Origin of the sequence: Vibrio sp. CDRSL-10 TSBA (assembly GCA_039696685.1) — a bacterium.
Taxonomy (GTDB): Bacteria; Pseudomonadota; Gammaproteobacteria; order Enterobacterales; family Vibrionaceae; genus Vibrio.
In genome coordinates, this window is the sequence record CP155565.1 from 430,928 (window position 1) to 454,736 (window position 23,809).

A 23,809-nucleotide genomic window follows, 5' to 3' on the forward strand; every position below is an offset into this window, starting at 1 on the left:
CTGTTATGCCTCCTGAGTTTGCCAAGCGAATTTTTTGCCTTTTTTGGTGACCGATCTGTCTGATAACAATTTTGTAATAAGGTCGGTAAACAGCAGGAATTCGCGGAAAATTTCCTCGAGTTCAACCACCTTGTCTGCATAGACTAAATTGCCTGAGGCATTAAACGCGGCCTGAGATTTACCAAGCAGGAATTCACTGCTCGGCATAAGACGTGCAGCAAGCTCTGGTGAATCAAGGATTTGACGCAGATGCCCTTGCGCACGTGATGAACCCAGAGAGCCGTGAGAAGCGCCGACAATCAGGACCGGCTTATCGGTGAGCGCCTGGCTGGTGTAGCTGATCCATTCCAGAGCACTTTTCAGCGCAGCGGTAATGGTGTGGTCATATTCAGGTGTGGCGATGATGACACCGTCTGCCTGACGGATTTTAGCGGACAGATCCTCGACTTCAGCCGGCACCTGGCCGTTTTTTGCCTCATAAAACGCGGGCAGGTGTTTAATTTCGTACAGTTCCAGTTCGGCCTCTTGTTTAAAATGCGCTTGCATGAACTGCAGTAACATGCGGTTGGTGGACACATTGGAATTGGTGCCAACAATTGCTAAGTATTTCATACTAGGGGGTTTCCTGTATTCTTATAGCCATATTTATTTTCTGGTTATTGTTGTATCACAGGATGCAATCGCTGGCTAATAGCTATATATTTGGCTTCAATAAGTAATTTATTATAACCTCGCAGCTTGAAGCTGCAGCGGTGTTGGCTGCAACTCCAAATCGTTTGAGTACAGCGCCAGGAAAGGGTGAGGATTAAGGAACAATTATGTCTAAATATAAGAGCCAGAGCACCTTATGCTATCTGGATGCGTTGCTTAAATTCAGTAATTACAGCAAGGCGGCCGATTCCTTGTATATCTCTCAGCCTTATCTGACCCAGGTGATTAAACGCATCGAGACCGAACTGAATTGTCAGATCATCAACCGCAGTGAGCTGCCGTACCGGTTAACCGAGCCCGGTAAAATTTATTACGATTATCTCGGCTCACTGGAAACGGTGTATTCCAACATGCGCAGGGAGATCAACGCGCTCACGGAGTCGGGCAAGACGACAATCAGAATTGGTATCTTACCCAGTATCGGGACTTATCTTATCCCGCTGTTTGTGCCGAAATTCCTCGCGCAGTATCCCGATTGCCAGATCGAGTTGGTGGAAGATATCCCGGAAAACAACGAGAAAAGGTTGTTAAAAAGTGAAGTGGATTTTTGGGTCGGGCAGAATTCCAGCAGTATTGCGCCGACATTGCGCGCTGTTTCCTGGGGCAACCACAGATATTTTGCTTTAATCCCGAATTCGAGTGAGCTGTATCAGCCGGGGATCAGCAAATTAGCCGAAGGCAGTATCGAGATGGAACGCTTATTGCGCCAAAAGCTGGTGTTAACCTCGAAAGGGTCCGCTATCCGAATGCAGGTCGATCATTTATTGGGGATTTATAAAATCACGCCGCGCATTGTGTTAGAAAGCAGTGAAATCGCCACGGTGAAAAATCTCGCGATGGCCGGCACCGGGGTCACCTTTGTACCGGAAAGTCTGGCGGTGGAGCCTTGTGCCGAAAAATACAACATTTATCCACTGCCGGTTGATCAGGTGAATCTCGATTATTTTATCGCCCATAACCGCGCCCGGGTATTGTCTGCGATTGATGAAGGCCTGCTGGATGCCTTTGTTTCGTGACAAAAATTCTGCCCGCAATACAAGCGCTGATGAGGAGTTCGCATGACCGAAGCTAATACCGTGCTGGAAATGATGGGCACGAAGATTCGTCTTTATTTTAAAGGCCATCACGCGCAGCAACGGCTCAGTGAGGCGGAAGCGATGTTAAGGCGCTACGAGCAAGTGTTCAGCGCCAATAGGGGTTCTTCTCCCTTGTCAGCCCTGAAAACTACAGCAACCCGGCACCCCGTGGTGGTCGATACGGATTTGTACGAGTTAATCAAAATCGGTAAAGAGCACAGCCTTGAACCGGGCAGTTTTCTCAATATTGCTATCGGCCCTTTGATTAAGTTGTGGCGGGTCGGGTTTAAGGAAGCGAGAGTGCCTGGCGATGAGGAAATCAGCCAGGTATTACCGCGCTTAAATCCTGCCGAGATCATTCTCGATGATGAGCAACATACGGTGTTTTTTGCCCGAGACGGGCTCGAAATCGATTTAGGCGCCATCGCCAAAGGCTATTTCAGCGACAAGATCATGGAGTTTTTCCGGCAGTACAACCCGGTTGCGGCGATGATCGATATCGGTGGTAATCTTCTGGTGTATGGCGAATCGCCGCAGCAAAAACCGGATTGGGAGGTCGGGATACAGAATCCGTTTCTGCCCCGGGGACACAGTGTGGCTAAGCTGAAGATCAGAAATCAGTCAGTGGTGACCTCTGGTATCTATGAAAGAAACCTTTGCGCACAACGGCAAACAGTATCACCACATTTTCGACAGCCACAGCGGTTATCCGGTTGAGAATAGCGTAGCATCGCTGACCATCATCGCGGATCAATCATTGGATTGTGATTTATACACCACCAAGCTGTTTGGCCTCGATGCGAGAGCGATTCTGCAAACCGTCAATCGTATCGAGGGGATGGAAGCCATCGTCATAACCCAGGACGGGCAATTTGCCACCACGCCCAATCTGAGAGACAGGATCACGATGGCTTAGCTTTCAGGCGTTGCAACTATGACCCGAGTAACTGCTGCGAGTTATAGATCACGCCTCCGCCTGCTACCACCAATAAGAACCCCGCGCATACCCCTTCAATCCAGCGTGAGCTGAAGGCTTGCGTCCACCATTTCGCGCCGAGGATATACAGCGACAGAATGGTCAGATCAAACAGCACCCAGATTGCTGACAGCGTCATCACGCTGGTGGAGAAATTGTGCGTTACGGCAATGAACTGCGGAAAAAACGAGACAAAAAACAGGATATCTTTCGGGTTCGCAATGCCAATCACAAAGCCTTTGACCAAGCCGCTACGCTGAGCGTTTTGCCTGTCCGGATCCGTGGCTGCTGCGCTCTGGATGCCTGAACTGTCTATCATCGCCAGCAGATCACTGATGGCGGTATAGCCAATGTACAGCGAGCCGAGAATACCCAGTAAGTAAAGATAAGCGGGAGACAGATGAACCACGCCGGCCAGCATTAACACCGCGGTGGTCAGCAACAGCAGTGACGCGCCATTGGTGCCAAGCATGGTCATAAATGCTTTACGCTGACCATGACGCGCTGCGGTGGAGGTGAGTAAAGCCACTACCGGGCCGGGGCTGAGAATTAAAAGCAACACGGCCAGGCTGTAACTGGCGAGCAGAGAAAGGTTCATCGGGCGCTGTTTCCTGTAACTGAATTGGGCCGGGCGTATTTTTATGAGCACATTTGTATGAGCACAACTCACGTTAGTTGAGTGTGAGTACGAATCGGCTTGGGAATGAATCCGCTGATTATCCTTAATCGATGCATTGGTGAAAAACGGAAAAATCTGTATATTATTGTGAGTTAAACTCACAATGGATAATATCAGTGACCTTACCTCCACTCTACGCGCTGCGCGCATTTGAGGCGGCAGCCCGTTTAGGCTCGTTTTCTAAAGCCGCACAATTGCTCAACGTAACGCCGGGTGCGGTCAGCCGTCACGTGCGGACTCTGGAAGAGTGGTTTGAATGCGAGCTGTTTCACCGCCACGGACCCAAAGTTACTATCACACCGGCCGGCAATACGCTGGCAACTCAACTGGCAGAAGGGTTCCAGAGCCTGGAAAATGCCTGTTATCACTTTGGCAATAACAACCGCAAGCTGCGTTTAAAAGCGCCGTCCACACTGACCATGAGCTGGCTGCTGGATGTGCTGAGTCGTTTTCGTGCGCAGCACTCAGCACCACTGATTGAAACCGCCAGTGTGTGGATGGATGTCGACACGGTCGATTTTGTCCGTGAACCTTATGATTGCGCGATTTTGCTCGGTCAGGGCAGTTTCGGCGCCAATACCGAATGTCTGCCACTGTTCGCTGAATGGCTGATCCCGGTTTGCGCGCCGGATTTACTCACTGCAGCGCAGCAGGATCTGACCAGTTGCGAACTGATTCACCCGACCACAGACCGCCGTGACTGGCGGCGCTGGATTGCTCGTACCGGTCACGTTAAATCACTCAATCTCAATCAGGGCAAGGTATTTGACACACTCGAGCAAGGCAACCTGGCCGCAATCAGTGGCCACGGTATCTCCGTCGGCGATTTGTTACTCAGCCTGAAAGCGATTGAAGCCGGGCTGCTGACATTACCATTCAAGGAAGCAGTATCCACCGGAGAAAGTTATTACCTGGTGTGGCCGAAAGGCAGCGCCAAACGGCAAAACATCGATCTGCTGTACCAGTGGCTCAAGCTGGCAGTGCCGACAGATAGAGGTGTACCGGTCACTTATTTGCGCTGACTAAGCTGACTTGGGCAGGTCATCGGCAGGATTGAATCCCCAACCAGGAATGGATGCCTGATTCAGAGCAAATTCTTGGTCGGGGAGGGAATTGAGGCCGTTTAGTCACCTAAAGGCTGACGTTTCTAAGCCACCCCGATAGGAGTCTAACGCTATTTTTAACCGGCGCAATTTATCTCGCGAGCGGCGTTTATGGTTGACCGCCAAAGCCATGGAAAGCACATCAACCAACGCCAACATCGCATAGCGCGAAGCCGACGGTTTATAGATAAAGTCAGTTTCCTGATGTTCAATGGGCAGTAATAAATCAGCATAGGAGGATAATGGTGTGTTTTTCGGCGTAATCGCGATTACTTTAACACCATACTCCTTGGCTAACTGAGCCGTGTCGACAATGGCAGGGGTAAAGCCTGTAGCGGACAGTGTGACCAGGACGTCATTGGTATCAGCGGTAGCTGCGATCATGCGCGTAAGTAACCCGTCATTATATGCTGTGACAGGGTAACCCAAACGGAACAGCCGATGCTGAATTTCCTGTGCGGCAATGGTCGAACCGCCGCCCATACCGACTGCAATGACTTGTCTTGCCTCATGTAACCACTTAGCTGCTGTTTCAATATCCTCTTCCACAATCAGGTTACGGTTGATGTCGAGCGCTTGTTTTATCGATTCATAAATACCCTGAAATCCGCTTTGATCCGGAGGATCGAGAATAAAGCGTTGGCCGAGCGTTAACGTCTGAGCTAATTTAATTTTCATATCACGTACGTTTTTGCAGCCAATGGCTTTGGCAAAACGAGTGATGGTTGCTTCACTGACTTCGGCACTCTCTGCCAATTCAGTAATACTGGCATTGGCAGCGCCTTGAATATCATCCATGATCAACTTGGCGACTTTTTTCTCCGCTTCACGAAGTGCACCGAAGCGTTCAGTGATCTGAGATATGATATCAATTTCTAAACTCAAACTATGTCCTTATCTTTATGGAGGCTGTTGTCAGCCTCCATTTTTACTTATAGGCAGTATAACGAAAAGCTGCGCCATGCTCATGTTTAAAAATGAGTTTTTACCCAGTGAGTCACTTGGTCATTGTCGTCACTGACTGCAATTGAGCGCCACTTATCAAAGGTTAAGCATGGATGAGAGGTGGAAAACACGACGATATCGCCCACTTGCAACTCACACTCTGCGGTGACTTCAATAAACGCATGCTGATCCATCACCGCAGTGGTTACGGCATGTTCAAGGTCCAGCGACTGACCATTTCGGTATGCACGTTCCGGTATAGGCAAACCTGCATCAAAGGCGACGTCACGTTTGCCAAATCCTGCCACTAACTTTGTTGGTTCCGGGCGCGAGATGATATGAGCCCAAAGTTCAAGCGCGGATTCAAGGTCACCACCTATATCACAGGCTAAACCGCTGTTTTGATTGGCTCGATCCATGACTTTACTTTGTGCGTCGAGATAGATGCCCGTATCGTGAATTGCGTAGCAACCTGGACGAATGACTGCGCAACAAGTGGCGTTGTGAGCGAAGCATTCCGCAACAACATCGTACCAGGCCGAACCTGCACCGCTGATAATTGGTTTGTCAGTGATCAAGCCTTCACGCAGTAAATCACTGGCGAGTTTCTAGCGTTGAGCCCAAAAATTGTCTTATTTGCTCTTCCGCATTCTCACCGTGAATGACACCTTCATATACTTCAATACCTGTTAGCTTTAGATGCGGATGCTGGTCAATAAATGCAGCCAGTTCGAGCACTTCTGTCTCTGAACGACATCCGCAACGGCCACCCGGAATACCAAATTCAATCATCACATTCAGCGACAGATCCTGAGCAGAGAAAGCTTGCTCCAGAGCTGAAACGTTTAATTTTGAGTCAACGCAGCAGTAAAAATTCACATCGTGAGTCTGAATTAAATCAGCCACTAACAGCATGTTGGTCTGGCCGACTAATTGGTTGGCCATAATGATATTTTTGGCTCCGGCCAGAGCGGCAACTTGTGCTTGTGCCACTGTCGCAACCGTGATTCCCCACGCGCCGTGTTGCAGTTGTTGCTGGAAAAATGCTGGTGTCATGGTCGTTTTACCGTGCGGGCAGAGTTTTACGTCATGACGATCAGCAAAGGTCTGCATCCAGTTCAGGTTGTTAGCGAGTGCTGATGATCGAACGACAGCGGCAGGCAATGCGACTTCATCATATGCCAAACGAAATGGAGGCTGACCGATTTTAGGTGATGGCTGTGATTTTTCACCGTAATTCGGCACTTCAATTGTGGTTTTATGATAGTTTTTATCATTGTTTTGTTCTGGGTTATTCATGTTTCCTTACTCCTAACATTATTTAAGTTACTGATATAATGGTATTAAGTCCTTTATTTGTGGTTTTAGTGTAAGAAAGTATCACACAAAAGTAAACCTTTTGTGTGTTTCCTCACTGTTAAAACGGATGAATTTATCAATAATCCGTTCATCAACGATGGATAAGGGAAGGATGTATGAGGTTCGACGTGATCATAAAGAACGTTTCAATATTGGACGGTTCAGGCTCACAACCATTTATTTCGGATGTAGCGATTCGTCAGGAACGTATCGAGGTGGTTGGTCAATTAACCTCTTATGAAGCATTGCATGTGATTGATGGCACCGGATTGGCGTTAGCTCCGGGCTTTATTGATGTTCACACACATGACGATACCAATGTGATTCGTGCTCCTGAATGTTTGTCGAAAATCAGTCAGGGAGTGACAACGGTTATCGTGGGAAATTGTGGTATCAGCGCCAGTCCAGTGGTGCTGGCCGGCGATCCGCCCGATCCAATGAACCTGCTGGGTAAGAAAGAAGATTTTGTTTATCCGACGTTTGCTTCCTACGTGGCGGCAGTTGAAAAAGCGAAACCTGCAGTCAACGTTGCTGCATTAGTGGGTCATACAGCTTTACGCAATAATGTTATGAACGACCTATTGCGTACCGCTTCCGATGATGAAATTGAGCAGATGAGAAGCGCTTTGAATCAGGCAATGGAAGAGGGGGCTCTTGGATTAAGTTCCGGTCTCGCTTATGCCAGTGCTAAGCAGGCTACAGCAGATGAAGTTATGCGCTTAGCCGAAGTTTCTGGGACGTCATGGCGGTATTTATACCACCCACATGCGTACAGAGTTCGAAGAAATCATTAGCGCGATGGAAGAAGCTTTTGAAACGGGCCTCTATGCCAAAGTGCCGGTTGTGATCTCTCATCTCAAGTGTGCGGGCGCCGGCAATTGGGGGCGTTCGAAAGAAGTCTTAGGACTGATGGATAAGGTGAAACCGCATCAGGATATAAGTTGCGATTGTTATCCCTACTCAGCGAGCTCATCTACGCTCGATTTGAATCAGGTAACCGACGAGATTGATATTTTCATTACCTGGTCTGAAGCGATGCCACAACATGCTGGCAAGATGCTGAAAGATATTGCGCTTGAGATGGCAATTCCTCTGATGGAGGCGGCGAAGAAACTTCAGCCTGCAGGTGCTGTGTATCACTGCATGGATGAAAACGATGTTAAACGAGTATTGAAATATGAACTGACTATGGTCGGCTCGGATGGTTTACCTAATGACCCGCATCCTCATCCGAGGTTATGGGGAACATTTCCTCGAGTATTAGGACATTATGCACGAGACGAAGGATTATTTTCCTTGTCTGAAGCTGTTCATAAAATGACGGCTATGTCTGCAAAAAGATATAACCTCACCGACAGAGGAAAAATTAGCGCCGGATATTATGCGGATCTGGTGTTATTTAATCCAAGTACGATTAAAGATACAGCGACATTTGAAAATCCTATTTCATTATCTGCTGGTATCGAAAGTGTTTTTGTTAACGGAAAATTATCCTTTGCCAACGGCAAGGTTACTAATAATAGAAGTGGGGTTTTTATTCCCAGGAATAAATCTCATTAAGTTTATTTTATTTAAAGCAATGGAGAATATTTATGTCGATTAAGCGTTATGGTGTAGAAGGCGGAGTAGGAAACAGGCGGTCAGCATTTGCCTTTTGCACGAGCGACAGAAGCGGGTGGCTTTCTTTATGTTTCAGGCCAAACGCCAATGACTGACGGTGAAGTGGTTGAAGGTGGAATCGTTGACCAATCTCGCCTCGCAATCCAAAACTGTGTCGATATCATGCAAGAAGCAGGGTATGGCCTGGAAGACGTCGTGCATGTAAAAGTTGTTTTGACAGACTCTCGCTACTTCCAGTCTTTCAATAAAGTGTTTAAAGAATTCTTCGGTGCAAACCCACCGGCTCGTATTTGCATGGTTTGTGATTTAGTTGTTGACGTTAAAGTTGAAGTTGATGTGACCTGTTATCGCGAGGACCGTCGATAAAATTAATAAAACGCCATATTGATAGCAATTATTTATTTGGCGTTTTATTTCATACCGCTTAGTTTCATATGGCAACATTAAGCATAACTGTGATTTAATACTTGTTTATAATTTAGATAATTATCGGAAATAATATCTAATACATTGCTAATGGAATTATAGCATTCTCAAAAAAGGATTTGACATGAGAGGTGTCCAATGAATAGTACACTATTCCTCACCGGTTTTGGTGTGTATGTATTATTTCTTATTTGGTTAGGATGGTTTGTTTCCCGTAATCAAAAATCTGGTGAAGATTTTTTGCTTGGTGGCCGTGGACTACCACTATTTTTAGTATTAGGTACGACAGTCGCGACAATGGTCGGAACCGGATCCAGCATGGGCGCTGTAGGATTCGGTTACAATAACGGTTGGGCTGGTGCGCTTTATGGCATTGGCGGTGCGATAGGTATTCTGCTGTTGGCTGTATGGTTCGCACCTGTCAGACGATTGAACTTTATGACGATGAGTGAAGAGCTATCTTACTATGTCGGCGCGAATAAAATCGTGAAAAACGTGGTTGGTATGCTTATTTTTATCGCATCAATTGGCTGGCTCGGCGCACATATTCTGGGCGGTGGGATGTACCTGGCATGGATAGCCGATATTGACCTTACCTCAGCCAAATTGATTATCGCAGCAGCATTTGCGATTTATGTCGTGATTGGTGGTTATACTGCTGTTGTTTGGACTGACACCATTCAGGCTGTTATTTTGTTCGTTGGGTTTATCTTAATGGCGGTATTATCAGTCAATTATATCGGTGGGCTGGATAACTTGTATTCGGCGATGGATTCCGCAAGTGTCAGCTTTTTAGCGATTGATAAACTGGGTTGGTTACCTGCGCTTTCGTTAGCCGTTGTTATCGGAGTCGGAGTTTTGGCGACACCGTCATTCCGTCAGCGTATCTACTCTGGTAAGGATGTGTCGACCATTCGCCGTTCGTTTTTCGCTTCTGGTGGGTTATACCTGATTTTCTCAATCATTCCTGCGATTATTGGTATGGCTGCTCATGCGATTAACCCCGCTTTGGATAACCCGAACTATGCGTTCCCGTATCTTGCGTCTGCTGTTTCTTCCGGCAGGGATTGGTCTGGTAGTTCTGATTGCCGGTTTATCAGCGACAATGTCCAGCGCCAGCTCTGATGCTATTGCCGGGGTTTCTATCCTGCTGCGTGATGTGTATGTGATGTTTACTGGTCGCGTGCCGAATAAAGCCGTGATGCTGAATTACTCTCGATTGGCATTAATCGTGGTGATTGGCTTGGCATTATTGTTTGCTCTAACGTCAAACGACATCATTAGCTACATCACCAAAATGATCTCTACGGTTATGTCCGGTATGTTTGTGTGTGGCATGCTGGGACGCTTTTGGCCCCGATATAATTGGCAAGGTGCATTAGCTACGCTGATTGGTGCATCTGTCGCTTCATTTTCAGTCATGTTGAGCTCTGATTTAACCGCGTTTTGGGGTAACCCTGTGATCCCTTCATGTCTGTCAGCTCTGGCTGCGGGGGTAGTGGTTAGCCTTTTGACGCCGCAGAGCCGAGTGTCCGCCGAACAAGCGTTGGCAATACTCGATCAAGAAAGAGCTATGATGGAAATGGATGAGGCGCAAACGGATAACGCTTCTGATAAACCTCTTGCAAATGCTTAATGTTATTTAGTCCAATTTAGATATGGCTAAATGTAGGTAAATTAATTAAAAATGCCAGCGCGAACGCTGGCATTTTTGTATTTGGAGTACTGCGGATCAGGCAGTAGCAAACTTATAGGTGCGGTAACCACCAATCAGGTTACGCGCCTGGTAGCCGTTATTGACCAGTTGGCGGTAAGCGACGTTGCCGCGCAGGCCGACCTGACAATAGATGATGATCTCTTTGTCTTTGGGTAGTTCGTGCATGCGCTGGCGTAGCTGGTCGACCGGGATATTGACCGCGCCCGGCAGGTAGCCGACGTTGCTCAGTTTCGCCCGGATTGCGCACATCCAGCAGCAGTTGATCTTCCGTCAGGTTGTCGATTTCATCAAAATGAATCGCTTTGCCGTCACCTTTGATCAGGTTGGTGGCAACAAAGGCGGCCTGGTTGATTACATCTTTGGCGCTGCCGTAAGGTGGCGCGTAGGTCAGTTCCAGATGCTGCAGTTGTTCAACTGTCATCCCGGCGCGCTGAGCGACCGCGAGAATATCAATGCGTTTATCCACGCCATCTTTACCGACCGCCTGAGCGCCGAAAATCTTGCCGTTTTGCGGATCAAACAGCAGCTTGAGTGACACGGTTTCTGCGCCAGGGTAGTAGCTGGCGTGGCTCGCGGTGTGGACATACACTTTTTCATAAGTGATACCGTCACGTTTAAGCTGCTTCTCATTTTTGCCGGTAGAAGCTACCGCCAGGTCGAACACTTTACAAATCGCGGTGCCTTGTGTGCCCTGATAGCTTTCGCTGCGTCCCAACATGTTGTCGGCGGCCATACGGCCCTGACGGTTAGCCGGGCCAGCGAGGGGAACCAGAGTCGACTGACCGGTCACGAAATCTGTTTCTTCGACTGCATCGCCGACGGCGTAGATGCTCGGATCGCTGGTCTGCATCATGGCATTGGTTTTGATGCCGCCCAACTGACCGATTTCCAGCCCTGCTTGCTGCGCCAGGCGTGTTTCCGGTTTGACACCGATGGCCATGATCAGAATGTCTGTAGTCAGGGTTTCACCATTGCTGAGAGACAGTTTCAGCTCACCTTCAAGGTGTTGGTGTTCATCGCTTTCGCCCGCACCAATGCTGGCGATGTGGTCATTCGGCACGTACTCGACCGCACTGAGTGCGGTGCCCAGTTTGAGGTCGATGCCTTTGTCACGGATTTCGGCATGGACAAAACCAGCCATCTCGCGGTCGACCGGTGTCATCACCTGGTCAGCCATCTCAAGCAGGGTCGTTTTAATGCCCAGTTGCTGGAATGCTTCCATCATCTCCAGGCCAATGAAGCCGCCGCCGACCACGGTCGCGTGCTCTGGCTTGTTCATTTGCAGGGTTTTAATGATGCGATCCATATCCGGAATGTTGCGCAGTGAATGAGTCAGCGGGTTTTCGATGCCCGGAATCGGTGGCACCACCGGAGCTGCGCCCGGGCTGAGCAGCAGAAAGTCGTAGCTCTCTGAGTATTCACTGCCGTCGAGCAGATTTTTTACTGTGACGGTTTTGTCCTGGCGGTTGATGGCGATGACTTCGTTCATCACCCGCACATCGACATTAAAGCGTGCCAGGAAACTTTCAGGGGTTTGCAGCAGCAGTTTGCTTCTGTCCTGAATATCGCCACCGATATGGTAAGGCAAGCCACAGTTGGCGAATGAAACAAATTCGCCCCGTTCAAACATGATGATCTGTGCTTCTTCACTCAAACGACGCGCACGGGCTGCTGCCGATGCACCGCCCGCGACGCCGCCGATAATCACAATTTTAGTCATCATTTCACTCCAATTTTTAGCCCAACTGACAGTTTACACTGGGCGTACTATTTAAAACCAAGCTTTTTCAGCACGTAAGCTGCCGGACAGATGCCTGTGTAAGCACTTTGTATAAGGTTTGCACCGATGAACACGGTTAACCAGATAAAATTCGGATGCACCAGTGTGGTCAATACCACAGAGAGTAACACCATTGCCCCTGCCACTACTCGAACGCCATTGTCGACTGTCATGACCGTTTCCTCCGCCGATGAACTGGTTTTACTATAGAACTGTAAATTAGGCAAGTCTAATGTTATTTCATCTAAATCAGAAAAAACTAAGTTAGATTACACTAAATAAGTTTTGACTAATTATTGTTTATTAGTATTATCTTATTTAGTTGGTTTTAAGATGTGTCTCTTTGAGGGGGAGTGATGGCAATGGTTGATATAGAGCAGATGAAAGCCAGTGCGCCGGAAGTCTCTGAGCTGCTGCGCATTATGGCGCACCCGGAGCGTTTAATGGTGTTGTGTCAACTGACGCAAGGTGAGGTGGGTGTCGGGCAACTTCAGAAAAACTCATCACTCAGTCAGTCGGCATTCTCACAGCATTTAACGGTGCTGAGAAACGCATCAGCTGATCAAAGCCCGTAAAGAATCACAACAAGTGTTTTACTCCCTGACTGATGGCCGGGTTGCACAGTTGATCGGCAGCCTGCAGCACATTTTTTGCAGCGCGTGAGCAACTTATTGGAATAAGAGGACTATATGACATTTTCCATACCCTGGCCGTCTCTGTTTGGAGGCATGTTACTCGGTATTTCTGCCACTTTACTGCTATTGATGAACGGTAAGATCGCCGGTATCAGCGGCATTCTCTCCGGGCTGCTCAAGCCTGAGCGGGGCGATTTTTCCTGGCGGATGCTGTTTGTGGCGGGTGTTGTCGTTGGGGGCGTGTTCGGTGCTCTGATTTTGACGCATCACCTGACTCAGACGGATAGCCTGGCTTTGTCGAACAGTCTGGCTCTGTCGAACAGTCTGGTTGGGGACTATCCGTCCAACGCAGGAGTACTGGCCGCGGCCGGTTTGTTGGTCGGGCTGGGTACCCGCTTGGGTAATGGCTGTACCAGCGGCCATGGTATTTGCGGCATCGGCCGTTTGTCGCGTCGCTCCCTGGTTGCAACGGCGGTCTTTATGCTGGTTGCGGCGCTTACCGTATTTGTGCGTTTGCATCTGATTTAGCGGGCTGAGCAGGATAGAAAAATGAATAACGTATTGTTTCGGTTAACGTCTCTGGTTTGTGGCCTGCTGTTTGGCCTCGGCATGGTGATCTCCGGCATGGCTGACCCGGCTAAGGTCGTCGGATTTCTTAATGTGGCGGCGCTTTTTGATGCTCAGACGTCGTGGGACCCAAGTCTGCTGTTTGTGATGGGCGGCGCCTTGCTGGTGTTTATGCCGGCGTATTTCTTGGTGATCAGGCCCCGCCGCCGGCCGGTGAATGCGCCGCAGTTTAGTCTGGCAAGTTCGAATCAGCTCGATGGCCGTTTGATCGGCGGCGCCGCACTGTTTGGTCTCGGCTGGGGCTTGGCGGGAGTCTGCCCGGGCCCTGCACTGGCGAGCCTGGCGCTCGGTAACGCTGCCGTGTGGGGATTTTTTATCGCCATGCTGGCCGGACTCGGTGCCGGTAATGTATTGATCTGCGCTAAAAATGCGCGCCAGAGCCAAACGCAGACCCGTTAATCTCACTATATTTGTCCTAACATTATCAGGCTTTTCTAAAGCGAATGGTCGCGGGAGGCGGACATGAAGATAAGGTTGACGCTTACACCTGGGTTTACAACTAGCTTTACATCGGCGCTTATGTTGATGCTTGCCCAATCCGGTATGGTTTGGGCCGCCGTTGACAATCATCTTATGTCTGAACCAATAACGCCTAATCAGTTCGTTACAGTTGAGACGACGGCGATGCCGCAAGTTATCCAGCTTGATGGTGTGGTAGAGCCGGTTAATCAGGGCACGGTCGCGGCTCAGACCTCAGGACGGGTGATTGGCGTTTATGTCGATGTGAATGATCATGTCAGTCAGGGGCAGGTGTTGCTGGAAATCACTGCGGTCCAGCAATCTGCATCGCTGGACGCCGCTCAGGCGCAATTAGCCAGTGCGCTGGCGCAAAATCGTGAAGCGCAGGCTCAGGTCAATCGCTATCGTCAGCTGTTTCCAAAAGGGGCGATTTCCCGTGACCAAATGGACTCTGCTGAAGCGCGCGCCAAAAGCTCGGCTGCTGCAGTGCAATCGGCTCAGGCACAGGTGGCTCAGGCCAAGGAATCCCTGGGTTACACCAGCATCAGGGCGCCTTATGCCGGTGTTGTTACCGAGCGCCATGTGGAGCTGGGAGAAACCGTGGCGCCGGGAACACCGCTGGTCAGTGGCTTCTCGCTGCAGAAACTGCGCATTGAAACCAGTATCCCGCAGCGCTATCACACTAAGGTGCAGACCGCATCCCAGTTTCCGGGTCATGGCTCCTTCTCATGAAGCGGTAACACCAACCGACTACAGTCTGTTCAGCTACGCCGATCCGCAGTCGCACCATTTTAAATTACGTTTAAGTCTGCCGGATAATACCGCGTCTTTGGTTCCTGGTATGTGGGTGAAAACAGAGTTTGTTTATGCCAGTCGTAACGTGCTGATGATCCCGCAGACGGCGGTGATAAGGCGCGCCGAGCTCAGCGCGGTGTACCGTTTAGTATCTGAAGATTTAGTGCCCGACGATTTAGTAACCGAAGATAGAGTACCCGATGCGCGTGTGCTCAATCCGGTCCGACTCGGCCAGACCTATGGTGATTATGTTGAAGTGCTCTCCGGTCTCGAACCCGGTGATCGCATCGCCAATCCCGCCATACCTGCACAAACGGTTTCAGTGACAGAAGGGCAATGATATGGACAACCGGCTCGGTATCTCGGGTCGCATTGCTGCGGCCTTTCAAAATTCGGCCATGACGCCGCTGTTGGCGTTAGTGGGACTGTTAATGGGGCTGTTTGCGCTGGTGATCACCCCCAAAGAAGAAGAACCGCAAATTGATGTCACCTTCGCGGATGTCTATATTCCGTTTCCCGGAGCAACGCCCGCTGAGGTGGAAAGCCTGGTGACGACGCCGGCCGAACAGGTGGTGTCGGAAATTCAGGGTATCGACAAAATCTACTCCTTTTCCCAGCCTGATGGCGCGATGATCGTGGCTATTTTCAAAGTCGGCGTAGCACGCAACGATGCAGTAGTGCGGATCTACAACAAACTCTACTCCAATAAAGACTGGATGCCGGCCGGCGTTGGCGTCGGTGAACCCATTATTAAGCCTAAAGGCATCGAAGATGTGCCGATCGTCAATATTACCCTGTCTGATCGCAGCGGACGCATTGACCAGCAGCAGCTGACTCAGGTGGCACACGGGCTGGAAACTGAGCTGAAACGCATCGCGGGGACGCGCGATATCTACACGGTAGGCGGCCATAATACCATCGTCGATGTGCGTCTCGATCCGGTCAAAATGAACAGTTTCGGCATCACGATTGATCAACTCAATCAGAGCATTCCTGGTGCGAATACCCGTTCGCCTTTGTTGCAGCTCACCCACGATAACCAGACGATTCCGCTGCGTATTGGCCAGTTTCTTACTCATGTTGAGGATGTGAAACAGTTGGTGGTGGGCGTGCACAATGGTCTGCCGGTCTACCTTGCTGATGTGGCCGAAGTGCAACTGGCGGCCAATACGCCGACTCACAATGTCTGGACCAGTAATAAAGGGGGCATTTATCCGGCGGTGACTTTAGCGATTGCCAAGAAAAGCGGCGAGAACGCGGTGGAGGTTGCCAAGGCGGTTGAGCAGCGGATCAGTGAGTTGCAGAACCAGCTAATTCCACAGGGTATCAGTGTCGAAATTACCCGTGATTATGGCAAAACGGCGGCAGATAAAAGCAATACCCTGATTGGTAAACTGGCCTTTGCCACGACGGCCGTGGTGATCCTGGTGCTGCTGACCATGGGCTGGCGTGAAGCGATAGTGGTTGGCCTTGCGGTGGTGATCACCCTGATGATCACTTTGTTTGCGTCCTGGGCGTGGGGCTTTACCCTCAACCGGGTATCGCTGTTTGCACTGATATTTTCCATCGGCATTCTGGTTGATGACGCGATTGTGGTGGTGGAAAACATTCACCGTCATATGGCGATGGGCAAGCAGAAACTGGCTGAGCTGATTCCCGCAGCGGTGGACGAAGTCGGCGGACCGACCATTCTGGCGACGCTGACCGTGATTGCTGCCTTGCTGCCTATGGCCTTTGTCACTGGCTTGATGGGGCCTTATATGAGTCCGATTCCGATCAATGCTTCAATGGGGATGCTGATTTCGCTAGTGGTCGCTTTCGTGGTTTCTCCCTGGCTGGCCGGACATCTGCTCGCGCATCATAAGCCCGGTGCCGGGCAGAAAACGGACCAAGAGCCCGGCCGTCAAGGGTCGGTGACACAGCGTCTGTTTCACCGCGTGATGACGCCGTTTGTTGCCGGTAAACGCCAGGGACGTCACCGGATATTGTTATTGCTCGCCGTACTGGCGATGATCATCGGCTCAGTGTTGCTGCCGGTGTTTGAGGCTGTGGTATTGAAAATGCTGCCGTTTGATAATAAATCGGAATTTCAGGTCGTGCTGGATATGCCGGAAGGAACGGCGTTGGAGCGTACCCAGCGGGTTCTGTTTGATATGGGACGCGCGCTGAATCAGGTCGACGAAGTCACCGGTTATCAGATCTATGCCGGTACGGCGGCACCAATCAATTTTAATGGTCTGGTGCGTCACTATTTTATGCGCACTCAGGCTCATCAGGGGGATATCCAGGTCAATCTGGTCGGACGTAAACAGCGCGAACGTGACAGTCACACCATTGCCAGTGCGATACGGCCCACTCTGAATGCGATTGCCGGCCAATACGGCGGCAAAGTGAAAGTGGTCGAAGTCCCGCCCGGGCCTCCGGTCTGGTCGCCTATTGTGGCGGAAGTGTATGCGCCGACACCGGAACTGCGTCATCAGGCTGCATTACAAGTACGGGAAATCTTCCGCGCCAGTGCTGACATTGTCGACGTGGATATGTATCTGCCGGAAAACCACAACAAGTGGCAGCTGGTGATTGATCGCAGTAAAGCGGCACGTTTGCAAGTCGGTTATGCCTCGATTGTCGATGCACTGGCGACAGCGGTAGGTGGTAAGCCGGTCAGCTATCTGCATAGTGAACACAATAAATATCCGCTGCCGATTCAAATTCAGGCGGCAGAAGAGGCTAAAGTCCGGCTTGAGCAGGTGCTTAATCTGCGCGTTACCAGCGCGAGCGGAACCCCGATCGCGTTGTCAGAACTGGTTACGGTGCGAGAGAGCGGAGCAGAGCAGTATATCGTGCACAAAAACATGGTACCCATGGTGATGGTGGTCGGTGACATGACGGGCGCGATCGACAGTCCGCTGTATGGTATGTTTGCCATCGGGGCTGAGCTGGATAAGCAGCTGGTCCTGCAGCAATACTATATTGGCCAACCGGACGGGCTGAAAGGCATCGCGCTGCGCTGGGACGGCGAATGGACCATTACCTATGAAACGTTTCGCGACATGGGCATTGCGTATGCGGTCGGTATGGTACTGATTTACCTGCTGGTGGTAGCGCAGTTTAAATCCTATCTGGTGCCGCTGGTGATCATGGCGCCGATTCCGCTCACCATTATCGGTGTAATGCCGGGACACGCGCTGCTGGGAGCGCAGTTTACGGCGACCTCGATGATCGGCATGATTGCGCTGGCGGGGATCATCGTACGTAACTCGATTCTGCTGGTGGACTTTATTAATCAGCAGCTGGAAGAGGGAATGGAATTTAGTCAGGCGGTCATTGAGTCTGCCGCCGTAAGGGCTAAGCCCATCATGCTCACCGCGCTGGCTGCGATGATCGGCGCGATGTTCATCCTCGACGATCCCATCTTTAATGGCTTGGCTATCAGTCTGATTTTCGGAATTTTTATTTCGACAATATTAACCTTGTTGGTTATTCCGGTTCTATACTATGTAGTGATGAGAAAGCGCTTGGTACCCGCCGTTAACGGTCAGACCGAATGACGCAAGCGTTGGCACAATAAATCAGAAAAACAGAGTACACTTCTTATACTTGTGTCTGCCCCGCCGTTCTGGCGGGGCTTTTTTTCACTTCAGTATCTTGTCACTTCAGTAGCTCGCCGCTGTATCTGTTTCGATGTTGAGGGCCAGGTCATCGCGATTTAACGGGTTAATACCGCTCGCACCGGACAGTGATCACTGAGCTTGTATGTCAGTACCTGCTGCGGGTCAAACGTGACCTGATATGGCGGCTGCAGCGCAAGATCCGGGCTGGCGATGACGTGATCGATCAGTGAGCGGAACTGATGCAGCTTGTTGGTCTGGTTGCGTGAGCGCACTTTGCACTCTGCGCGCGTTTGCCTGGTGGTCAGTTGTGGTGCTTGTGGTAGCCCGGCTCCGATTTCCTGCCAAAGCCAGTCACCCTGATAGGCCAGGTTGTGGTTGAAATCACCGACGATCAGATAACTTTGTTTGAGCCTGACGCGTGAACGCAGCCATTGATTGAGAGCTTCTCCCTGTTCACGTACTGTGCGGCAACTGCGGTTCGAGGCGGAAAACTTGCCACTGCAACCGGCTTTGAGATGCACATTGAGGATATGCAGCGGCTGAGCGCTGTCGGGGTAAAGTACGATATAGGCGCCAAAGCGCAATTTGTCGTGTTGTTGTCGCATCAGGTCGATATCGGCCGGATCGGCAAACGGCACACCACGGCGTATTGCAAAACCGGTGTATTGATTACTATCTGAAAACTGACGCTTCTGATTGCGCGCCAGACTGCGATCCGACATGACTATTTGGTAATGATTACCGGCGATGCGCTGCATCGCTTGCGCACTGTCGACTTCCTGAAAGGCAACCACGTCACTGTCGAGTTGTGAAAAATGGCTGGCCAAAGCGTCGAGATCCTGCGCGGTTCGTTTACCACGATCGACAGAAGCGGCCGGGTTAAGCGTCAGCCATTCCAGGTTCCAGCTGCTGATGACGGCATTTTCGGCCTGAGCGGTGGCTGAGGCTCCCAACAATATCAGCGCCAGCAGGCGTGATGTGACAAGTTTCAGTCTCATAGCGGTCGGTTATTGAAAGAATCATACGCTGAGTGTTTCACATAAAAGTCACGCAAGGGGGCACAAATTTGCTTTCTTACCGGTTTTTTTTTCCGCTTTGCGATCGGCACGACAGATCGATTCGTTTCTGTTCATAGACGGTTTTTGCTTGATCCAAATCAATACGGATATTTAGGGCATCTCGTTTAATACGGCACTATATATAGTGTTGTTGGTAGCTAGGTTGACCCAATATGGTGTATTTGTGGATAACTCTGTGAGTATGCTGGGTAAGGAGAAAAAGTGAAACCTGTCGTAATCAAGCGTGACGGCTCCAAAGCCCCGTTTAGCCGTGATCGTATCCAGTCTGCGGTAGAAAGCGCTGCACAAGAAGTCAGCAGTGAAATTGCTATATACGCGCTTAATGTGGCGCTGGCCGTCGAACTTAAGCTGAAAGAGTACCAAGAAGTTCACATTGCCGAGATCCAGACTCTGGTAGAGAACGAGCTAATGCAAGGTCCTTACAAAGCATTAGCTCGTTCATACATTGAATACCGCCATGACCGCGATATTGCACGTGAAAAGCAAAGTAAGCTGACGCACGAAATTGAAGGTTTGATTCAGGAGAGCAACGCCGATTTGCTCAATGAAAACGCCAACAAAGATGGCAAAGTGATCCCGACTCAGCGCGATCTGCTGGCCGGTATTGTCGCCAAGCATTACGCCAAGACCCGTATTCTGCCACGCGATGTGGTGCAGGCACATGAAGAGGGCGACCTGCATTATCACGATCTGGACTACGCGCCGTTCTTTCCGATGTTTAACTGCATGCTGATTGATCTGCAGGGTATGCTGACCCATGGCTTTAAGATGGGGAATGCGGAGATTGATACGCCGAAGTCGATTTCAACCGCAACCGCAGTTACCGCACAAATCATAGCCCAGGTGGCGAGCCATATTTACGGCGGCACCACCATCAACCGCATTGATGAAGTGCTGGCGCCTTATGTCACGGCCAGTTACCTCAAACACCTTAATGTCGCACGTGAGTGGGATATTCACGATCCGCGCGCGTTTGCCAAAGCGCGCACCGAGAAAGAGTGTTTTGATGCCTTTCAATCGCTTGAATATGAAGTGAATACTCTGCATACCGCCAACGGACAAACGCCGTTTGTGACACTGGGCTTTGGCCTTGGCACCAGCTGGGAATCACGTCTGATCCAGACTTCGATTCTGAAAAACCGGATTGCCGGTTTGGGCAAGAACCACAAAACCGCGGTATTCCCGAAACTGGTGTTCGCGATTAAAGACGGCCTCAATCATCGCGTCGGCGATCCGAACTACGACATCAAACAACTGGCGCTGGAATGTGCATCGAAACGCATGTATCCGGACATCCTTAACTACGACAAAGTGGTCGAGGTGACCGGCTCATTCAAAACGCCGATGGGCTGTCGCAGCTTCCTCAATACTTATGAAGAAAACGGCGAGTTAATTCACGAAGGGCGCAACAACCTCGGGGTTGTCAGTCTTAACCTGCCGCGCATTGCGCTCAAGGCTGAAGGCAATATCGAGCGCTTTTATCAGTTGCTGGATGAAAAGCTCAAGCTGGCGCGCCGCGCTCTGGAGACCCGGATCAGCCGATTGGAAAACGTTAAAGCCCGTGTGGCGCCGATCTTATACATGGAAGGCGCTTGTGGTGTAAGGCTGAAAGCCAATGATTCAATTGCCGACATCTTCAAAAACGGCCGCGCGTCGATCTCGCTTGGTTACATCGGCGTGCATGAAACCATTAACGCGTTGTTTGGCGCGCAGCAGCATGTTTATGACAGCAGTGAACTGCGTGATCAGGCGGTTAAAATCATTACTAAGCTGCGTGAAGCGGTCGACAGCTGGAAAGCGGAAACCGGTTATGCGTTCAGCCTGTATGGTACGCCGAGCGAAAACTTGTGTAACCGTTTCTGCCGGATCGACGCTACGGAATTTGGCGTGATTGAGGGTGTCACCGATAAAGGTTATTACACCAACAGTTTCCATCTCGATGTCGAGAAGAAGGTCAATCCGTACGATAAGATTGATTTTGAGTTACCGTACCCGGACCTGTCGAACGGCGGCTTCATCTGTTACGGCGAGTTTCCCAACATGCAGCGGAATGTGGAAGCGCTGGAAAATGTCTGGGATTACAGTTACAGCCGGGTGCCGTATTACGGGACTAATACGCCGATTGATGAGTGCTACGAATGTGGTTTCAGCGGTGAGTTTGACTGTACCAGTAAAGGATTTACCTGCCCGAAATGCGGCAATCACGACTCCAGTAAAGTGTCGGTCACACGCCGTGTGTGCGGTTATCTGGGCAGTCCGGATGCGCGCCCGTTTAACTTCGGTAAACAGGAAGAGGTTAAACGCCGGGTGAAGCACTTATGATGCACACGAGCCAACGATGAATTATCACCACTATTACCCGGTCGATGTGGTTAACGGACCGGGAACCCGCTGCACACTGTTTGTTTCCGGCTGCGAACATCAGTGTCGCGGCTGTTACAATCAGAGCACCTGGCGTCTGGACTCTGGCCATCTGTTCACGTCACAACTCGAAGATCAAATCATTGCTGATTTGAATGACAGCCGTATCTATCGGCGCGGCTTGTCTTTATCGGGTGGCGATCCGCTGCACCCGGCGAATCTGAGCGGGGTGCTCAAACTGGTAAAACGGGTGCGTGCCGAGTGCCCGGATAAAGACATCTGGCTATGGAGTGGCTATCAACTGAGTGAACTGACGGACGCTCAGAGTGACATCGTCAGGCTGGTGGATGTGCTGATCGACGGTAAGTTTGAACAAGCACTGGCTGATCCGGGGCTGGAGTGGCGTGGCAGCAGCAATCAGATAATTCATCGCTTCGCACTCTAAGCCGTTATTTGGCAGGTTCAAAGTATGCGACAGGCTAAACAGGGTCTATGAGCCGATTAGCCGACAGCTAACAGTGCCTGGCAGCAGAGAATGTTGTCATGACTGCTGTAAAACCCGGCGCCAGGCGGCCAGCACAGCAAAAATCCCTTTCTGTTTCCGACTGATTGGTGTTTACTGAAAGCCACATATGAATTTCAAAGGGTTGTGGCTTTCATGTTATCCCAATTACCAACACCAGTTTTAGATCCCATTCTTTCTCTCTCCGCTGCTTATCGTAACGATCCTCGTCCGGAAAAAGTCGATCTGGGTATCGGCGTCTACAAAAACAGTGCAGGCGTCACACCAATTATGCAGGCCGTTAAACAGGCGCAGGATATTGTGGTTGCAACTCAGACCAGCAAGTCTTATGTCGGCCTTGCCGGATGTGAAGAGTTCAACCGTGGCATGCTGAATCTGGTGATGGGGGAGGCAGCACAATCTGAGCGCACTATCGCGATTCAGACGCCTGGCGCCAGCGGCGCGCTGCGTATGCTGGGCGATCTGATTCAGGTTGCCCAACCGGGTAGTACGATTTGGTTGACGAACCCGAGCTATGTTAACCACAAGCCGGTCATGGAAGCGGCGGGTCTGAAGGTAAAATTCTACTCTTACTTCAGTCGCGACAGCAAAATGGTCGATACCGGGCGGATGCTGGCCGATTTATCCCAGGCAGGGCCAAAAGATGTGGTCTTATTGCATGGCTGCTGTCATAACCCGACCGGGGCTGATATCGATTTCGCAGCCTGGCAGGCGATCACCGAACTGGCACTGAAAAATGGCTTCACGCCTTTTGTCGATATTGCTTATCAGGGCTTTGGTGACGGACTGGAACAAGATGCTCAGGGCCTGCGCTATATGGCCGGTCAGGTAGAAGAGATGCTCGTTACGGCATCATGTTCGAAGAACTTTGGCCTGTACCGTGAGCGCACCGGTGTGGCGATTGTGATGGGCAAAAATGCCCGTGAAGCGGCGAATGCAAAAGGTAAGTTACTGACTCTGGCCCGTTCTACTTACACCATGCCACCAGACCACGGCGCAGCTCTGGTGAAGACTGTACTGCAGGACCAAACGTTGACCGCTTTGTGGAAACAAGAACTGTCCGAGATGCAACAGCGTTTGTTAAACCTTCGTCAAACCTTATGCAATGAGTTGAGAAATCAACACAATACGGCACAATTTGAGTTCATCAAAAGTCACAAAGGGATGTTTACTGTGTTAGGCTTTGCTCCGGAGCAAATGGCACGTTTACGTGAAGAGTATGGAATTTATGGAGTTGGCGATGGTCGTATCAATATCGCCGGTCTGACAGAGAAAGATATTCCTTACGTGGCAGATGCGATCGTTAAAGTCTCATAAAGTTAGAGCA

Annotated in this window: 14 protein-coding genes and 8 pseudogenes; 15 read left to right on the plus strand and 7 right to left on the minus strand. The window is 50.4% G+C overall.

All coding sequences use genetic code 11. The annotated features are described in order from the left end of the window. Positions 1 to 3: 3 nt before the first annotated feature. Entirely contained in the window at positions 4 to 612 is a 609-nt protein-coding gene (locus tag ABDK09_02080; protein ID XAW88197.1) for an NADPH-dependent FMN reductase, read from the minus strand. 206 nt (positions 613 to 818) lie between these two features. Between ABDK09_02080 and ABDK09_02085 the strand changes: the two genes are divergently transcribed. From ABDK09_02085 to ABDK09_02095, 3 genes are read left to right on the plus strand one after another with little or no spacing between them, the layout of a single operon-like run. Next, positions 819 to 1,727, plus strand: a complete 909-nt coding sequence (locus ABDK09_02085; protein XAW88198.1) for a LysR family transcriptional regulator — start codon at positions 819 to 821, stop codon at positions 1,725 to 1,727. Positions 1,728 to 1,769: 42 nt separating this feature from the next. Beyond that, complete coding sequence (locus ABDK09_02090; protein ID XAW88199.1) at positions 1,770 to 2,504, plus strand: FAD:protein FMN transferase; 735 nt, start codon at positions 1,770 to 1,772, stop codon at positions 2,502 to 2,504. Further along, positions 2,431 to 2,703, plus strand: a complete 273-nt coding sequence (locus ABDK09_02095) for an FAD:protein FMN transferase (GenBank protein XAW88200.1) — start codon at positions 2,431 to 2,433, stop codon at positions 2,701 to 2,703. The genes ABDK09_02090 and ABDK09_02095 overlap by 74 nt, the downstream gene beginning before the upstream one ends. A 16-nt stretch (positions 2,704 to 2,719) precedes the next feature. Here the strand turns inward: ABDK09_02095 and ABDK09_02100 are convergent, their stop codons facing one another. Beyond that, positions 2,720 to 3,361 (minus strand): LysE family translocator, encoded by a 642-nt coding sequence (locus tag ABDK09_02100; protein ID XAW88201.1) that lies wholly within the window; start codon positions 3,359 to 3,361, stop codon positions 2,720 to 2,722. A gap of 197 nt (positions 3,362 to 3,558) precedes the next feature. On the opposite strand from ABDK09_02100, the gene ABDK09_02105 reads away from it, so the two are divergent. Continuing rightward, complete coding sequence (locus ABDK09_02105) at positions 3,559 to 4,464, plus strand: LysR substrate-binding domain-containing protein (protein ID XAW88202.1); 906 nt, start codon at positions 3,559 to 3,561, stop codon at positions 4,462 to 4,464. 101 nt (positions 4,465 to 4,565) lie between these two features. On the opposite strand, the pseudogene ABDK09_02110 reads toward ABDK09_02105, so the two are convergent. Further along, positions 4,566 to 5,430 (minus strand): annotated as a pseudogene (locus ABDK09_02110) (MurR/RpiR family transcriptional regulator). 86 nt (positions 5,431 to 5,516) lie between these two features. Next, a pseudogene (locus tag ABDK09_02115) lies at positions 5,517 to 6,789 on the minus strand (amino acid deaminase). Positions 6,790 to 6,965: 176 nt separating this feature from the next. Here ABDK09_02115 and ABDK09_02120 point away from each other — a divergent pair. The 3 pseudogenes from ABDK09_02120 to ABDK09_02130 all read left to right on the plus strand — a co-directional run bounded on the left by ABDK09_02120 (position 6,966) and on the right by ABDK09_02130 (position 10,531). Beyond that, positions 6,966 to 8,409 (plus strand): annotated as a pseudogene (locus ABDK09_02120) (D-aminoacylase). Between the two features lie 32 nt (positions 8,410 to 8,441). Beyond that, positions 8,442 to 8,835, plus strand: a pseudogene (locus ABDK09_02125) (RidA family protein). A 198-nt stretch (positions 8,836 to 9,033) separates the two neighbouring features. Further along, positions 9,034 to 10,531, plus strand: a pseudogene (locus tag ABDK09_02130) (sodium:solute symporter family protein). A gap of 96 nt (positions 10,532 to 10,627) precedes the next feature. Here ABDK09_02130 and ABDK09_02135 read toward each other — a convergent pair. Both ABDK09_02135 and ABDK09_02140 read right to left on the minus strand, forming a co-directional pair. Then, positions 10,628 to 12,332, minus strand: a pseudogene (locus ABDK09_02135) (FAD-dependent oxidoreductase). Between the two features lie 47 nt (positions 12,333 to 12,379). Continuing rightward, positions 12,380 to 12,565, minus strand: a complete 186-nt coding sequence (locus ABDK09_02140; GenBank protein XAW88203.1) for a DUF2892 domain-containing protein — start codon at positions 12,563 to 12,565, stop codon at positions 12,380 to 12,382. Positions 12,566 to 12,748: 183 nt separating this feature from the next. Between ABDK09_02140 and ABDK09_02145 the strand changes: the two are divergent. The 5 genes and pseudogenes from ABDK09_02145 to ABDK09_02165 all read left to right on the plus strand — a co-directional run bounded on the left by ABDK09_02145 (position 12,749) and on the right by ABDK09_02165 (position 18,456). Beyond that, positions 12,749 to 13,055 (plus strand): annotated as a pseudogene (locus tag ABDK09_02145) (metalloregulator ArsR/SmtB family transcription factor). Positions 13,056 to 13,081: 26 nt separating this feature from the next. Next, positions 13,082 to 13,555 carry a YeeE/YedE family protein gene (locus tag ABDK09_02150; GenBank protein ID XAW88204.1) on the plus strand — a complete coding sequence of 158 codons (474 nt, stop codon included), beginning with the start codon at positions 13,082 to 13,084 and terminating at the stop codon, positions 13,553 to 13,555. A 21-nt stretch (positions 13,556 to 13,576) separates the two neighbouring features. Then, the gene (locus ABDK09_02155) at positions 13,577 to 14,053 is read left to right on the plus strand and encodes a YeeE/YedE family protein (protein XAW88205.1); all 477 of its coding nucleotides are present in this window, start codon (positions 13,577 to 13,579) and stop codon (positions 14,051 to 14,053) included. A gap of 174 nt (positions 14,054 to 14,227) precedes the next feature. Continuing rightward, positions 14,228 to 15,248, plus strand: a pseudogene (locus tag ABDK09_02160) (efflux RND transporter periplasmic adaptor subunit). 1 nt (position 15,249) lies between these two features. Next, entirely contained in the window at positions 15,250 to 18,456 is a 3,207-nt protein-coding gene (locus tag ABDK09_02165; protein XAW88206.1) for an efflux RND transporter permease subunit, read from the plus strand. Positions 18,457 to 18,614: 158 nt separating this feature from the next. On the opposite strand, the gene ABDK09_02170 is transcribed toward ABDK09_02165, so the two are convergent. Then, the gene (locus ABDK09_02170) at positions 18,615 to 19,517 is read right to left on the minus strand and encodes an endonuclease/exonuclease/phosphatase family protein (GenBank protein XAW88207.1); all 903 of its coding nucleotides are present in this window, start codon (positions 19,515 to 19,517) and stop codon (positions 18,615 to 18,617) included. A 282-nt stretch (positions 19,518 to 19,799) separates the two neighbouring features. On the opposite strand from ABDK09_02170, the gene nrdD reads away from it, so the two are divergent. From nrdD to ABDK09_02185, 3 genes are all read left to right on the plus strand, one after another. After that, positions 19,800 to 21,920 (plus strand): anaerobic ribonucleoside-triphosphate reductase, encoded by a 2,121-nt coding sequence (nrdD, locus tag ABDK09_02175; GenBank protein ID XAW88208.1) that lies wholly within the window; start codon positions 19,800 to 19,802, stop codon positions 21,918 to 21,920. 16 nt (positions 21,921 to 21,936) lie between these two features. Next, the gene (gene nrdG / locus ABDK09_02180; protein ID XAW88209.1) at positions 21,937 to 22,404 is read left to right on the plus strand and encodes an anaerobic ribonucleoside-triphosphate reductase-activating protein; all 468 of its coding nucleotides are present in this window, start codon (positions 21,937 to 21,939) and stop codon (positions 22,402 to 22,404) included. A gap of 213 nt (positions 22,405 to 22,617) precedes the next feature. Continuing rightward, a complete protein-coding gene (locus ABDK09_02185; GenBank protein ID XAW88210.1) occupies positions 22,618 to 23,799 on the plus strand; it encodes an amino acid aminotransferase in 1,182 nt (393 codons plus the stop codon). Positions 23,800 to 23,809: the final 10 nt, after the last annotated feature.